General features: G+C 28.3%; 16 protein-coding genes. 14 read left to right on the forward strand and 2 right to left on the reverse strand.

All coding sequences use genetic code 11. The features are described from left to right. Nucleotides 1-242: 242 nt before the first annotated feature. From B3J31_RS16585 to B3J31_RS16600, 4 genes are all read left to right on the forward strand, one after another. The gene (locus tag B3J31_RS16585) at nt 243-1,136 is read left to right on the forward strand and encodes an SPL family radical SAM protein (RefSeq protein ID WP_346867775.1); all 894 of its coding nucleotides are present in this window, start codon (nt 243-245) and stop codon (nt 1,134-1,136) included. A 66-nt stretch (nt 1,137-1,202) separates the two neighbouring features. After that, entirely contained in the window at nt 1,203-1,721 is a 519-nt protein-coding gene (locus B3J31_RS16590; protein WP_346867774.1) for a GNAT family N-acetyltransferase, read from the forward strand. Nucleotides 1,722-2,079: 358 nt separating this feature from the next. Continuing rightward, nucleotides 2,080-2,286, forward strand: a complete 207-nt coding sequence (locus tag B3J31_RS16595; RefSeq protein ID WP_346867773.1) for a helix-turn-helix transcriptional regulator — start codon at nt 2,080-2,082, stop codon at nt 2,284-2,286. Then, nucleotides 2,276-2,731, forward strand: coding sequence for a DUF6773 family protein (locus B3J31_RS16600; RefSeq protein ID WP_346867772.1), 456 nt, complete (start codon nt 2,276-2,278; stop codon nt 2,729-2,731). Before B3J31_RS16595 ends, B3J31_RS16600 begins: the two co-directional genes overlap by 11 nt. Before the next feature lie 1,426 nt (nt 2,732-4,157). Here B3J31_RS16600 and B3J31_RS16605 read toward each other — a convergent pair. Continuing rightward, nucleotides 4,158-4,754, reverse strand: a complete 597-nt coding sequence (locus B3J31_RS16605) for a GNAT family N-acetyltransferase (protein ID WP_346867771.1) — start codon at nt 4,752-4,754, stop codon at nt 4,158-4,160. 372 nt (nt 4,755-5,126) lie between these two features. Between B3J31_RS16605 and B3J31_RS16610 the strand changes: the two genes are divergently transcribed. The 10 genes from B3J31_RS16610 to B3J31_RS16655 all read left to right on the forward strand — a co-directional run bounded on the left by B3J31_RS16610 (nt 5,127) and on the right by B3J31_RS16655 (nt 12,911). After that, nucleotides 5,127-6,329 (forward strand): IS701 family transposase, encoded by a 1,203-nt coding sequence (locus B3J31_RS16610; RefSeq protein ID WP_346867770.1) that lies wholly within the window; start codon nt 5,127-5,129, stop codon nt 6,327-6,329. A gap of 312 nt (nt 6,330-6,641) precedes the next feature. Further along, a complete protein-coding gene (locus B3J31_RS16615) occupies nt 6,642-7,430 on the forward strand; it encodes an alpha/beta hydrolase (protein WP_346867769.1) in 789 nt (262 codons plus the stop codon). 47 nt (nt 7,431-7,477) lie between these two features. Next, nucleotides 7,478-8,032 carry a GNAT family N-acetyltransferase gene (locus B3J31_RS16620; RefSeq protein ID WP_346867768.1) on the forward strand — a complete coding sequence of 185 codons (555 nt, stop codon included), beginning with the start codon at nt 7,478-7,480 and terminating at the stop codon, nt 8,030-8,032. A 36-nt stretch (nt 8,033-8,068) separates the two neighbouring features. Next, entirely contained in the window at nt 8,069-8,326 is a 258-nt protein-coding gene (locus B3J31_RS16625) for a TfoX/Sxy family protein (RefSeq protein ID WP_346867767.1), read from the forward strand. Nucleotides 8,327-8,449: 123 nt separating this feature from the next. Continuing rightward, nucleotides 8,450-9,265, forward strand: coding sequence for an alpha/beta hydrolase (locus B3J31_RS16630; protein ID WP_346867766.1), 816 nt, complete (start codon nt 8,450-8,452; stop codon nt 9,263-9,265). Between the two features lie 117 nt (nt 9,266-9,382). Next, on the forward strand, nt 9,383-10,000 hold the full coding sequence (locus tag B3J31_RS16635) for a lactate utilization protein (protein ID WP_346867765.1): 618 nt from the start codon (nt 9,383-9,385) through the stop codon (nt 9,998-10,000). A gap of 27 nt (nt 10,001-10,027) precedes the next feature. Continuing rightward, the gene (locus B3J31_RS16640; protein ID WP_346867764.1) at nt 10,028-10,822 is read left to right on the forward strand and encodes a sugar nucleotide-binding protein; all 795 of its coding nucleotides are present in this window, start codon (nt 10,028-10,030) and stop codon (nt 10,820-10,822) included. Nucleotides 10,823-10,873: 51 nt separating this feature from the next. After that, nucleotides 10,874-11,446, forward strand: coding sequence for a class I SAM-dependent methyltransferase (locus B3J31_RS16645; protein WP_346867763.1), 573 nt, complete (start codon nt 10,874-10,876; stop codon nt 11,444-11,446). A gap of 51 nt (nt 11,447-11,497) precedes the next feature. After that, nucleotides 11,498-12,211, forward strand: coding sequence for a hypothetical protein (locus B3J31_RS16650; protein ID WP_346867762.1), 714 nt, complete (start codon nt 11,498-11,500; stop codon nt 12,209-12,211). Nucleotides 12,212-12,521: 310 nt separating this feature from the next. Further along, nucleotides 12,522-12,911 (forward strand): hypothetical protein, encoded by a 390-nt coding sequence (locus tag B3J31_RS16655; protein WP_346874245.1) that lies wholly within the window; start codon nt 12,522-12,524, stop codon nt 12,909-12,911. 74 nt (nt 12,912-12,985) lie between these two features. On the opposite strand, the gene B3J31_RS16660 is transcribed toward B3J31_RS16655, so the two are convergent. After that, nucleotides 12,986-14,095 carry a sn-glycerol-3-phosphate ABC transporter ATP-binding protein UgpC gene (locus B3J31_RS16660; RefSeq protein ID WP_346867760.1) on the reverse strand — a complete coding sequence of 370 codons (1,110 nt, stop codon included), beginning with the start codon at nt 14,093-14,095 and terminating at the stop codon, nt 12,986-12,988. Nucleotides 14,096-14,189 lie beyond the last annotated feature (94 nt).

Here is a 14,189-nt window from a genome sequence, read left to right on the forward strand (position 1 = left end):
GTTAAGTTCAAGGCACATTAAATTTTTTATAAAAGATGTTTATATAATAATATTAACCTAATTTCAGCCTATAGTAAATGATTACATAAGTGAAAATATAGAAACTTATTCATGGATAAAAATAATTTTTTTTCTTAAAGATATGTTTAATATACATATGTATGGTAAAATATTACCTATAAGTAAAAAATAAAATAATTAGTTTTTATATTCCTTATCATTGTTATATTGGAGGTGAATAAATGGCAAAGATTAGAGAAATTACTTGTGATGTAGCGTGTAATAAATTAAAAAGAAAAATACCCTTTGCTTGGGATTTAAACATATATCGAGGTTGTGAACATGGTTGTAAATATTGTTATGCTATGTATTCACATCAATATTTAGATTCAGATAAATATTTTGAAGACATATATGTAAAAACTAATGTGGTTGAACAATTGGAAAAACAACTGAGTAGTCCTTCGTGGAAAAGGGAAGTTGTTAATATTGGAGGGGTAACAGATAGCTATCAACAAGTAGAAGAACAGTATAAACTAATGCCGGATATATTAAGACTTATGATAAAGTATAAAACACCATGCATTATTTCAACTAAGTCAGATTTAATTTTAAGAGATTATGATTTAATAGATGATCTTTCTAGGATTACCTATGTAAATATAGCAGCTACAATTACATCTATGGATGAAAATATACGAAAATTAATTGAACCAAATGGAGTAGAATCTTTAAAACGATTTGCAATGTTAAAGGAATTTAGTAAAACCAATGCATCTACTGGACTTCATTTTATGCCTATTATTCCATATATAACAGATACTTTTGAAAATATAAATTCTCTATATTTTCATGCTAAAGAATGTGATGTGGATTACGTTCTACCAGGAACTCTTTATTTAAGAGGTAGTACAAGAAAAGTATTTTTAGATTTCATAAAGAAAGAATTTCCAAAGATATATGATGACTTACTATTATTATATAAAACTGGTGGAGCAAATAAGGAATATAAAAATAATTTATATAAAACAGTAAATGCTTTGAGAGAAAAATATGGTTTATCAAGTAGTTACTCCAAACCGATGAAAGAAAAGTTAAATCAAGGATGCCATACTCAGTTATCAATTTTTGATTGAAATTGGAAAATATAATACAAGTAGTAAATTGAAAGATATTTGAAATTATAGAAAGGTGTTATAATTATGATGAAGAAAAAAAATCACAATGAACTTATAATTAGAAAAGCAACAGTTGAAGATTCTAATGAAATTGTAATGTTGGTGAAACAAGTAATGGGCGAGGTAAGTTTCTTTCCTAAAGAGCCAGACGAATTTGACTTAACAGCTGAAGACGAGGCAGAATATATTAAAAATACATCTTTATTTTTAATAGCAGAAGTAAATGAGAAAATAGTAGGTTCTACCACATTACAGAGGGGTAACACTAAAAGGACAAGTCATGTTGCAGATTTTGGTATAACAATTTTAAGGGAATACAGTGGGTTAAAAATAGGAACTTTGTTAATGGAAGAGGTTATAAAGTGGTGCAAAGAAAATCAAGTTGAGAAAATTGAATTAGAGGTTTTTGAAGAAAATACACCTGCTATAGCACTTTATAAAAAGTTCGGATTTATTGAAGAGGGAAGAAAAAATAAAAACATAAAAATCGAAGGGGAATATAAAAATACATTGTTACTAGCTAGATTTTTAAAAGACAGTTAGGTATATTTTCTTAAAGTGAAGTCTTTTGTGCAACGGGTTCCGTTTTGAGGTGCAAAGTTATAAATTCTCATAAGAAATCACAATAAAAATATCATACAAAATCACTTAATAAATAACTAAAGTTCTAAGTTAAATAAATGACTTAGAACTTTTTTCATTATATATATAATGAAAAGGAATTTGTAAGTAAAAGTATGTATATATTCTTTATAGGTTTTAAATATTATCTTGTGTTACTATTGAGTTTTTAAATATTATTTGACTATTATTTTATTCATAATGCAATATATATTTTACATTTAGCAATTTATACTATATACTATATAATATAAGGCTATATAATATAAGGAGGTGCTATATGAAAAATAAACGGATGAAAATCGCTCGTATTGAATGCGATATGAAACAAGATGATTTGGCTAAAGCAGTTGGCGTAACAAGGCAGACTATAGGGCTTATTGAATCTGGTGATTATAACCCTACACTAAACCTTTGTATAGCAATCTGTAAAACACTAAACAAAACATTAAATGATTTATTTTGGGAGGGATTAGATGAAGAATAATAAAATTCAAGATGAAAGAATACTTTTGGAGAGAAGAAAAATCCAAAGCGAGGCATACGGATGGCTGGTGACTGGATTGATGATTTCTATTATTGTACAGCAATTTTTTATGAATGCTCCATTCGCTCAATATGCAGTTGAATTTTTTGCATTAATAGCAGGTGGGTTATTTATTTCAATTCGCCATTTTAAAAACGGTATTGACATCTGGAATCCCAATGGTGAGAGTAAGAAAAAATTATTATTAAACACAGTTATAACAGGGATTGCTTCCGTAATTTTACTTGCAATATTAAGCGGTCAATATGATATAAAAAATTTAGCATTATATTTTGTTAGTTTTGTTCTTTTCTTATTTATATTTCGTTCAGCAATGATAACTATAAATAAGAAAAAGCAACAAGTTATTGATAATAAACTAAATGAAGATGATGTCGATAATTAGACTTAGCATAATATTAAACTTGATTTCAGTATATTGGTATTAATTAAAATAAAGTTTAAATGACCGACTATTAATAGCCAGTCATTTAAACTTTATTTATTGATATTTAATTACTTTAAATATAATATATCCTCTATTTTATATTTCTTTTTTGCTATCCCAAGTCTCATAGAAGTTTAAATATGTTCTTAGAATAGTTATTCATATATTGAGCATATTTAGGATTAAAGTTAGCATATATATAACTTTTACCTTCTACTCTGCCCCCCCCCCGATAATGGTCTTTATAATATTGATATTCTTTCTTCTTCTCATAATAAGTAAAACATTCTTTCTGCTCTGGTAAGACATTTGCAATTTTCTTGCATAATTTACACTGATACTTTTGAGAGTTGCTTGAACTTTTACCACGTCTATAAAAACTATTAGGATTATCAAACGGATTTAAATCTTTTTCAGAAGAATCTTCTTTATAGAATATATAAATCTGGCTAAATGGGAACTGTAGTGTTAATATCTATTAACCTTTTAATTTATTCTGCCATTGCCCAATTTGAATAAGGAGCTGTATAACTTCTTATTACAGTCTTATCAATAGTATCATCGTTAATATCATTACATTTTATTAGTTTGAAATTCTTTCCTGTAATCATATATCGAGAAGCATTCCCATTTAGGTTCTTATACTTGAATTGCTCTTTTCCATACCATTTAAAAAAAGGATTAGCACAAAAGTTAGTTTAAAATGTTATAAGACTTTTTATCAACAACTAATTCTACTGGGGGTATATAGAAGGTATCTATATTTTCTCGAAAACTCTATCTTTGATAAATCGGTATAGTCTATTTTCCTCTGATTAACTTCCTCTTGAGTAATAGGTGGAATAACTTTTGCTTTACTAACAGTTTTATCTAACAATCTCTTTAGTTTCATTATCTTTCAACTCAGAATCACTAATAGTATCATACAATTAAGCAAGTATTTTCTTATTGTATCTTTGATTATTAACTCATTATATAAAATCAGTATCTTCTAATAGGTTTAATAAAAACATATCCAGTATTTCCTCTTGGCTATATTGAGTGTATTTAGAGTAATGTTCTAATATGGCAAGTGTTCTTGTTGATAATTCCAAAGAAACCTTTTTCTTACTTTAGGTTTTATATACTTCACCTCCGCAACTCCTTTCTTTTAGGTATAAATCACATATATATTCACAAAGATAATAAAATTATTATTTTTTTATTTTATATGTGATTTACTCTGTGATTTGACCTGTGATTTTAGTTGAGATTTTAACTTGATTAGCAACTTTTGCACTTATAAACGGAACACGTTGTCTTTTGTGACTTCCCTTTATTTCTTTTACTAAAAGATTAATTAATTCTTAGAGTTATTATAAATTATAAGTTGTTGGAAATTTTACTAACTTCTAACTAGATGCATTACCAGATTATCTCTATACTGACCTTCATGAAGTTCTCTTTTTTCAAGGATTTTAATAGCTTTAAATCCACAATTTTCATAACATTTTATGGCACGTTTATTCCAAGTTTGAGGATCTATGAGAATAACATCAGCATTTTCTACTCTAAATAAATATTTAGTTAGAATCTTTATGGCTTTAGTGCCAATTCCTTGGTTTTGATACTCTGTCTCACCTATGAACAAATCAATTCCATAAGGATTATCATAGTTTTCAACCTCAAGGTCTTTCTTTTCACTTTCATAATAATATTGAACATATCCAATGGGTTTTTCATTAAGTTCAATGATACATGGAGTAACAGATTCTTTACCTAAAATCCTTGGAGAGTATTTTTCTTTTATTCTATCTATGCTAAAGGCATTATCTCTACCTTCATAGTAAAAAAGAACTTCAGGATTACTTAGCCATTTTGACATTAAGATATAATCAAAAGGATTATCCTCCATCTTACGAATCGAAATTCCATCAGCCATACATAAAATTTTATGATTTTCACTTTCTTTATTTAGTATGAGTTTTCCTATTTTTTTCATTATATTATCCTCCTAAAATTTAATAGAGTTACTAAATAGATTTATAAAATTATATAAGGAGGACCTCTTGGAAGTTTAATATTAATGAATACATGTTATCTAGGAGGTTTCAAAATAATTGCTTTCCTATTTTTCATAATTATATTAGCTCCTTTCTTTGTTAGAATAATTCATTTGCCATATAACTGTGCTTTTATAATTTTACTAATTGTCATTTAATATTTACATTAATCGGATTTAATAATCTATATCTATAATAGTGCAAAAACACTTGAATAATTTTACAAGCGAATAAAATAAAAAAACATTTATGAAAAATCCTTGTTATAATTAAGTTCTCACACAAAAACGACAACAAGGAGTCATGCATAAATGTTTCAGAAATCAATTATATCAGAAGAACTATCATTATACAATTTTTTTGAAAAACTAAAACTAGACCTATATTTAACTAAACCACAGATTAGTCATCTAGAAAACATAATGAATGCAACACTTTCAAAGGGATACAACGGTAAAGTCTCGGATGTAGCATCAAGTACATCTCAACGTCATAGAACAAGTATTACTAGATTTTTATCAAGCAATGCTTGGAATGAAGAACATGTGAGACGCTCATTAAAATCATTAGTTTTAGAGCTTATTTGGGAGAAGTCTAGAGTTACTAAAAAGCCAATATACTTTATAATTGATGATACCATTTCAGAAAAAACTAAGCCCTCGTCAAAGGCTGTAAATCCTATTGAGAAATGTGGATTTCACAACTCACACTTAAAAGGTAAAAATGTATATGGTCATCAAATTGTAGTATCATTGCTTTCTTGTGATGGGCTAGTGCTACCTTACTCAATAGATATTTATGATAAAAATACTATGAGTAAAATAAAGTTAGCTGAGTGTTTAATTAAATCTCTTCCAAAACCAATAGATAAAGGTTATGTTTTAGGTGATAGCTGGTATAGTTGCAAAGCCATATTTAAGGCATCTGCGTTAGCAGGCTACGCCTATATTGGTGCTTTAAAAACTAATAGAGTTATTTTTCCTTCAAATTGTAATAGCTTAGGAGTTAAACTTAATAACTTTGCTAAAACAATAGATGTAGAAGATTTTAACCTTGTCACCGTTAAAAATCAGCAATACTATATCTACAACTACGTTGGTAACCTTAAGGACATGAAAAATATATCTATTACATTAAGTTATCCGAAGGAGTCGCTTAAAGAAGATGGCTCATTAAAAGCATTTATTTCTTTAGACACTGATTTAAAGCCACTAGATATATTAACTCAATATACTGACCGTTGGGCAATTGAGCTTTTCTTTAGAGATTGCAAAACCTACCTTGGCTTAAATGGTTACCAAGTTAGAAGTGAAAAAAGCATTAATAGATTTCTGTTAATAATCTTACTAAACTATACTTACTGTAAACTTTACTCTAGAGAAGCACAGCACTTTAATACAGGATACAAGGAAACCCAGAAAAACTTAGAAAAAGAAAAGGTAATTTTCATTTTTAATGCTGCTACAAATGGTGAAACTCTTGAAAAAGTCTTAGAGTATTTAAATGTGGCATAGTAATTTGTTTTTTGTTCAACTGTAAAATTATTCAAGTTAAAGTGCACTATTATAGCTATATATTTATCATACCATTATTTACCACGATATAATATCTATATTTAATTTTAAATACATTTTTATAATCAATGAAACTCATTAAAAACTAAATTTTAAATTTTATAATAATGTATATAGAGAATATTTGTAATGGATTTAAAAGTTTTGTATAATAAAGAAATAAATGGTTAAAAGATTATAGCTGAAATTTACTTGCAAAAAGGTCTAATTTTTAATGTATTAGATTATTAAGTATAAGAAGGAGTAATTAATGTGATTAATATACGAACATATGGAAGTGAACCATATAATATAGCAGTTATTCACGGAGGACCTGGTGCTCCAGGGGGAATGGCTCCAGTAGCAAAAGAATTGTCAATGAAATATGGAGTTCTTGAACCTATGCAATCATCAAATTCTATTGATGGACAAGTTAGTGAACTTAAAGAATTGCTTGAAAATAATGGACAATTTCCAGTAACACTAATTGGTCATTCATGGGGAGCATGGTTAAGCTATATTTTTGCATGGAAATATCCAGAGTTAGTAAGTAAGGTTATACTTATAGGAAGTGGATCCTATGAAGATATTTATCTTTCATCAATGCATAGCAAAAGAGCTAACAGACTTACAGAAGAAGAAAACTTAAGAGTTGGGACATTATTTCAATTATTAAATGAACATAATAATCCAAACAAAAAAGAAGTATTGCGTGAGTTTGGAGAATTAATGGCAAAGGCAGATTCCTTTAGTCCAATTTCTATTGAAAATGAATCTCTAGATTTCCAGCCAGAAGTTTTTCAAAGTTGTATGAAAGAAATAAATAAATTAAGAAGCAATGGGAAACTTTTGGATTATGGAAAGAATATAAAATGTCCTGTAATTGCTATACATGGTGAATATGATTCTCATTCTTTTGAAGGTGTTGAAAAGCCACTGACAAGAACAATAAAGGATTTTAAATTCATATTATTAAAGGAGTGTGGACATAACCCTTGGAATGAAGTTCATAGTAAAGATAAGTTCTATGAAATAATCTTCAGAGAGTTAGAGTCAAGATAGATAAGGATAAAGCTAAGGTAAAAGCACTAACTTAAGGGGAGATTAAAATGATAAGGAATGTTTATGAGCAGTGTCCTATATTAAAAAATGATTTGACTACATTAAAACAGACAACAATTAAAGATGCAGAGGAATTGCTAAAGTGTTATTCAGATAAAAAGGCTATGAAATTGTTTAATTCTGATAACTGTAATGGTGATGATTTCTATTATACAACAGTTGAAAGAATGGAGCAGGCAATTAAATTTTGGACTTTTTCCTATGAGAATAAATACTTTGTGAGATGGACGATAATTTTGAATGATACAAATGAAAAAATTGGAACTATTGAAATGTTTAAAAGAGAAGCAGAAGACGAGTTTAACCATTATGGAGTATTGAGAATAGATTTGCAGAGTAAATATGAAAAACAAAAATATATAGATGATATTTTAGAAATCGTAAATAAGAATTTTTTTGAAATCTTTAATGTTGAGGAAATTCTTACAAAAGCAATTCCAAATGCAACTGAACGTATTGAGTCATTAAAGAAAAAATATTATGTTCCACTAAATAGAAAAATGATGATGTATGATAATTATTTTATAAGAAGAAAAGCATAGGTTTAAAATAAAAATAATTTAATATGGAGGAAAACTATGAGTAAATTATCTGACTTACCTAATATAGGTAAGAAACTAGAAGAACAACTTAATGAAGTCGGCATAAAAACTGTTGAACAATTAAAAGAAATGGGTAGTAAACAAGCATGGTTAGATATTAAAGGCATAGACGCTTCTGCTTGTATCAATAGGTTATGTGCCTTAGAGGGAGCAATACAAGGAATCAGATGGCATTCTCTTTCAGATGAAGTAAAGCGAGATCTAAAAGAATTCTATAATGCAATAAAAAACTAAGTAACTTTAATATTCCTATAATATCACCCAATAATATATTGGACAATCATCATGAAAGTACTCACAAAATATTTCTTAGTGAATAATCTATCAATATACTTATTTCATTGATGGAGGTAATGAGTGGGATATTATATTAAAGTTGAACCAAATGTGAAAGTTTATGTAGAGGATCTTAATCCAGAAGGAAAGAAAACAATTCTATTTTTACATGGTTGGCCTGGTAGTCATAATTTATTTGAATATCAGTTTGACCAACTTCCAAGGTATGGGTATAGATGTATTGGAATAGATACTAGAGGCTTTGGAGATTCTGATAAGCCTTATGATGGTTATGATTATGATCGTTTATCTGATGATGTTAGATGTGTAGTAGATGCACTAAGTCTTAGAGACTTCACTCTAGCAGGGCATTCAACAGGTGGAGCTATAGCTATTAGATATATGGCTCGTCATAAAGGATATGGAGTATCTAAGCTAGTTCTTATATCTGCAGCAGCACCTAGTCTTATTAAGCGTAAAAACTTTCCATATGGATTGGATAGAGAAGAAGTTGTTAAAATTATTGATGGGACATATAATGATAGGCCTAAAATGCTGAGAGATTTCGGAGATATATTTTTCTTTAAATATATATCTGAACCATTTTCTCAGTGGTTCTTTAATCTTGGATTACAAGCAGCAGGATGGTCCACAGCGGCTATTGCAAACACGTGGCTAGGTGAGGAAAAATTATTTTCTGATTTAGAGACTATAAGAGTTCCAACATTAATTCTTCATGGTATTCATGATAAAGTTGTATTATTTGAATTAGCTAAAATACAAAATCAACACATTAGAAATTCAAAACTTATACCATTTAAATATAGTGGTCATGGAGTATTTTACGATCAGAAAGAAAAATTTAATGAAGAATTAGTGAAATTTGTTGAAGAATAGAAGCTTATAACATAGGAGTATTTAATAAAAAATTAAAATGTTTATCTATAGAATACCGTACTATTCATTAATGTATATACGGTATTTTCTATATGAAATTATTATGGAGGTATAATCATGGATACAAATACTATAAATAAGTTAAAAGAAAACTTTAGGATTAGAAATATAGAGGTTGAATGTTTTGAAGATTTAACTGAAGTTAAGAATCATATATTAAAAATTATAGATGAAGAATGTACCATTGGAATTGGTCATTCAGCTACCCTTCAGAAAATGAATATAGTAGAATCACTGATGGACAGAGGAAATATAGTTTATGATAAAGAACTTGGAAAGACTAAGGATGAAACTAAAATGCTGAAAAAGAAAGCTCTTATAACTGATTGGTATATTACCGGTTCTAATGCTGTGACCACTGATGGGAGAATTATCAATGTGGATCATAGTGGGAATAGGGTAGCAGCAATTACTTTTGGACCAGATAAAGTAATTGTAGTTGTAGGTAAAAACAAAATTGTAGACAATGTTGAAGAGGGAATAAAAAGAGTTAGAAATATAGCATGTCCTTTAAATGCAAAAAGAGCAGGTTATAATCCACCCTGTGTAGAAATAAATAGATGTGTAGATTGTACATCAAAAGAAAGGGTTTGTAATGTGCTTTTAATAATTGAGGGACAAGCGGATGAAAATAGGATGAAGTTATTTATAGTTAATGAGGAATGTGGTTTTTAATATGTATTTTAAGGTAGGAATACAACTATGAAAATATTAATTATAGGGGCAAGTGGATATTTAGGAAATACAATATATAAGAAGCTTAAGAAATGTAGCAATGATGATATTTATGGAACTTGTTATAGCTTAGGGAATCATGAACTTTTACAAATCAATGTATTGAATAAATTAGATATAGAGAAGTTGCTTTCGCTTAAACCTGATATAATTATTTGGAGTATTATTGATGTAGAAAAAGAGATGTCCTTATCTAAAATAGGTATAAATGAGATAGTTACTAATATCTCTAAAGATGTACGTTTAATTTATATTTCTACTACAATTGGAAAAGGAAAGAATCAAACTGAAGATATAATTCCTCATAAACGTATGCCCGATGAATATTTTTCAAAGTATATTAACGGTAAAATTGAAGGGGAAAGTATAGTTGGAAGGCATTCTAATCATGTAATTGTAAGACCAGGGAGTATATATGGTTATGACTATGATGGAAGAATGGATACTAGAATGAAGTCTTTATTGGAAATTTCAAAAATGGGTAGAAGTTATTCAAGAACCGCAAATTTCTATGCAAGTTTTATTAATGTAGAAGATCTAGCAGAGGCTATAATTGAACTTATATATAGCCATTTTAAAGGAACAATAAATATAGCATGCGAAAAACCAGTAAGTCATTATGAGTTTAACATACATTTAGCAAGATTGATGAATATTGATAGCAGTTTTATAGTACCTGATTATAAGCGAGAAGATATTTATCATAATATAAGTGGATATAAAAGAAAAAATATTATTAAAACATTTATAAGGGAGATTTAAGATTAATTAGAGGATATATCAATATACCTTGGTTAAATTAGGGGGCATAGTATGGAGTACATGGGAAATAAGGAATATTGGGATGATAAATTTGAAAATAGAAGTGACAAGCCTTTAAGTGCTGAAAAATCAATAATTGAAAATATAGGATACTTTAAAAAAGGATCTGTTCTTGATATAGCATGTGGAGATGGTAGAAATACTTTATTTTTTATTGGAGAAGGATTTCAAGTAACAGGAATTGATTTCAGCAATAAAGCACTTGAAAGGTTGAATAGATTTGCAAAAAGAAATAATTATTTGGTTCATACAAAGCAAATTGATTTAAGTGTAATTAATTCTTTAAAAAATATTGGAACATTTGATAATGTTCTAGTTAACCATTATAGATTAAGCAAGAACCAGCTTGAATATGTCGGAGAATGTATAGCTGATGATGGCATTTTATTTGTATGTGGTTTTGGATGGAAGCATAAAGTAGATACTAAAATTAGAAAAGATGACTTGATTCAGCAAACTGATTTTGAAGATTTAAATAAGTCATTTAAGTTAATTAAATATAGTGAAAGTCAAGATGATAGGGGCTTTATTGTTACGTATATTTTTAAAAAGATAAAATATTAATATATAATGGATGAATAGAGAGAACATATTAGAGAGGATAGGCGTAATAAAATGAAGAATACATGGTTTTGTTATATAAAAATTGATGAAGAAAGTAATTCTGTGTTTACATCAGGAATGACCTTTAAGGACTTTATGAGTGGAATTAAAGAAACACCTAATAACATTCTAGTTTTAAAGGGATTTCCAGATGAGGGCAATTGGAATCATAAGTTAGGTTTTGAATATATTTTGCAGAATAACATGGAAAGTTTTATAGAAGAAGATGTATATAGTTATGGAGATTTTTGTTGGGTAGATTTTCAATGTGAAGATGACCTTGAGAATGTTAGTAATGAGGAACTGGCAGAGTTATTGTATTTAGCACATCGAGTTGAACCTTTAAGGAAGTTTACTTTCCATAGTTTACAAAATAGATATGCTTATCTTTGTCATGATGATGATTATATAGTAAAGGTTTATATGAATGATATAAAAGTTTATAAAGAGGTTATTCATCACAAAATTCTTAGTGAGTTAAAGGGAAGAAAAAGAAGTATTGAGCCAGTACCATCAGAGATATTAGATAAACTTTATGATATGTTTAAGGGTGGGGCAGCATTTGATTTTGAGAATGCATATAGTAATGGTGTCAACATATATCCCATTAAAAACGATGGTTATATTGATGATATACACAAAAGTCTTGATAGAAAGAGAAATATACCTGGATGTGGAATATGCCTTGATTATAATCCTAGAACTAAAAAGTGGATGATATACTAGAAGATCCAGATGGAAACACTATTGAAATAACAGGAAGATATTTTAAAGAGGTGAAATAAATGTATCTAGAAATGAGGGATAAGGTTATTATCTGAAAATGAATTAAAGTCCATAGAGGCTAAATCATATATGGAAAATAAAGAGGAAGTTAAGTCAGTAATTGAAGCATTTATAAGGAGCTAATTTAAGTAGCAAAGATGCTGAAACCCGCATGAACAGAACAACTATTTAAATAGTTATATAGTTATATAGTTTTATATATGACTATATAACTAGGTTCATATGTTAATATTTATATAGTTTCATATCTATGAGAGGATATGGACAACTTAGTAAAGTTATAAGTTTTAGAAAGGGGATTAATTCCTTGGAGTATTTTGGGTTAATTGCATTTGTACTAGTCCTATCTCAGATGGGATATTCATCAAAAATAAAAAAATTAGAAGGTGAATTAAAGAATTTAAAAAGAAAGATTAAGGGGGAAGAGGCCTTGTCAAAGTTGTTAAAGGATCTAATTGGTGTGAAATGTATTATTGATTGTGATGGAGCTGTAGTATTTACAGGCAAAAGCGAAATGGAATGTGAGGTTCTTGACGTAGATGATGAGTGGGTTAAGATAACCTATAAAGATAAAAAGGATGTTACTAAAACTAATATTATTCGTATTGAAAGTATAGATAATATAGAGATAATAAATTAGATAATCAAGTAAAGGTTAATAATTAAGCACCTTTCTAAAAATTTTTAAGAAGGTGCTTTCTAAATTTAATAATATTAGATATCTATTCTTTCTTCTGTATCTTTATCAAAAAAATGAAGTTTGCTAGTATCAATTGCTATATTTATTTGTTCTGATTTTATATCTATAGAAGATGGAACTTTTGCTATTAACTTGTTACCATTACAATCTAGATATAAGTATGATTCTGATCCCATTAGTTCAGTAATATCAACTTTAGTTGAAATAATATTACTTAGACTATCTTTAATGGTGTTATTCTCAACATATATATCTTCAGGTCTAAAGCCTAAGATAATAGATTTATTTGCGTAGTTGTTAAATAAAGACTTAATTTTATCTGTATTAGGTAATTTAATTGTAATACAATTAAGTTTAGCATAAAAATTGTTAGAGTTGTTTATAAGAGTAACTTCTAGGGTATTCATTTTAGGAGATCCCATGAATTCTGCTACAAATAAGTTACAAGGATTATTATATAGATTCATAGGGGTATCTACCTGTTGAATAAGGCCATCTTTCATTAGTACAATCCTATCTGCCATGGTCATTGCTTCTGTCTGATCATGGGTTACATATAGAAAGGTTGTACCTAAAGTTTTATGTAGCTTGATTATCTCAGTTCTCATCTGAGTTCTAAGCTTTGCATCTAGATTTGATAGAGGTTCATCAAGTAGAAACACTGATGGATTACGAACAATAGCACGTCCTAGTGCAACACGTTGACATTGCCCCCCTGACAGCTGCTTAGGTTTACGATATAATAGTTCTTCAATGTCTAGAGTTTTAGCAACTTTAGTGATCTTTTTATGAATTTCATCCTTTGGTACCTTTTTCATTTCAAGTCCAAAAGCCATATTTTTATATACAGTCATATGGGGATATAGAGCGTAACCTTGAAATACCATGGCAATATCTCTATCCCTAGGAGCTACATTGTTTACTAATTTATCACCAATGAATATTTCACCCTCTGTAATACTTTCAAGACCTGCAATCATTCTTAAAGTTGTAGATTTTCCACATCCTGATGGGCCTACTAAAACAATAAATTCCTTATCTCTTATTTCTAAGTTAAAGTTTTCAACAGCAATATTGGTTTCATCATATTTTTTAACAATATTATTAAAGGTTATATTTGCCATTTCATTACTCCTTTTCATAAGATTTAAATAGGATAACATAGATTATAGCATACTTATTTGAAAGTTTTCATCATATTTTCATTTAACTATAAAG

The sequence above is a fragment of the Clostridium sp. UBA5988 genome (assembly GCF_002435615.1).
GTDB classification, from domain to species: domain Bacteria; phylum Bacillota; class Clostridia; order Clostridiales; family Clostridiaceae; genus Clostridium_J; species Clostridium_J sulfidigenes.

Bases quoted from the DNA above. Each gene is read 5' to 3' on its own strand.
- B3J31_RS16585 (WP_346867775.1), top strand. From the start codon at position 243: ATGGCAAAGATTAGAGAAATTACTTGTGATGTAGCGTGTAATAAATTA.
- B3J31_RS16590 (WP_346867774.1), top strand. From the start codon at position 1,203: ATGATGAAGAAAAAAAATCACAATGAACTTATAATTAGAAAAGCAACA.
- B3J31_RS16595 (WP_346867773.1), top strand. From the start codon at position 2,080: ATGAAAAATAAACGGATGAAAATCGCTCGTATTGAATGCGATATGAAA.
- B3J31_RS16600 (WP_346867772.1), top strand. From the start codon at position 2,276: ATGAAGAATAATAAAATTCAAGATGAAAGAATACTTTTGGAGAGAAGA.
- B3J31_RS16605 (WP_346867771.1), bottom strand. From the start codon at position 4,754: ATGAAAAAAATAGGAAAACTCATACTAAATAAAGAAAGTGAAAATCAT.
- B3J31_RS16610 (WP_346867770.1), top strand. From the start codon at position 5,127: ATGTTTCAGAAATCAATTATATCAGAAGAACTATCATTATACAATTTT.
- B3J31_RS16620 (WP_346867768.1), top strand. From the start codon at position 7,478: ATGATAAGGAATGTTTATGAGCAGTGTCCTATATTAAAAAATGATTTG.
- B3J31_RS16625 (WP_346867767.1), top strand. From the start codon at position 8,069: ATGAGTAAATTATCTGACTTACCTAATATAGGTAAGAAACTAGAAGAA.
- B3J31_RS16635 (WP_346867765.1), top strand. From the start codon at position 9,383: ATGGATACAAATACTATAAATAAGTTAAAAGAAAACTTTAGGATTAGA.
- B3J31_RS16640 (WP_346867764.1), top strand. From the start codon at position 10,028: ATGAAAATATTAATTATAGGGGCAAGTGGATATTTAGGAAATACAATA.
- B3J31_RS16645 (WP_346867763.1), top strand. From the start codon at position 10,874: ATGGAGTACATGGGAAATAAGGAATATTGGGATGATAAATTTGAAAAT.
- B3J31_RS16650 (WP_346867762.1), top strand. From the start codon at position 11,498: ATGAAGAATACATGGTTTTGTTATATAAAAATTGATGAAGAAAGTAAT.
- B3J31_RS16655 (WP_346874245.1), top strand. From the start codon at position 12,522: ATGAGAGGATATGGACAACTTAGTAAAGTTATAAGTTTTAGAAAGGGG.
- B3J31_RS16660 (WP_346867760.1), bottom strand. From the start codon at position 14,095: ATGGCAAATATAACCTTTAATAATATTGTTAAAAAATATGATGAAACC.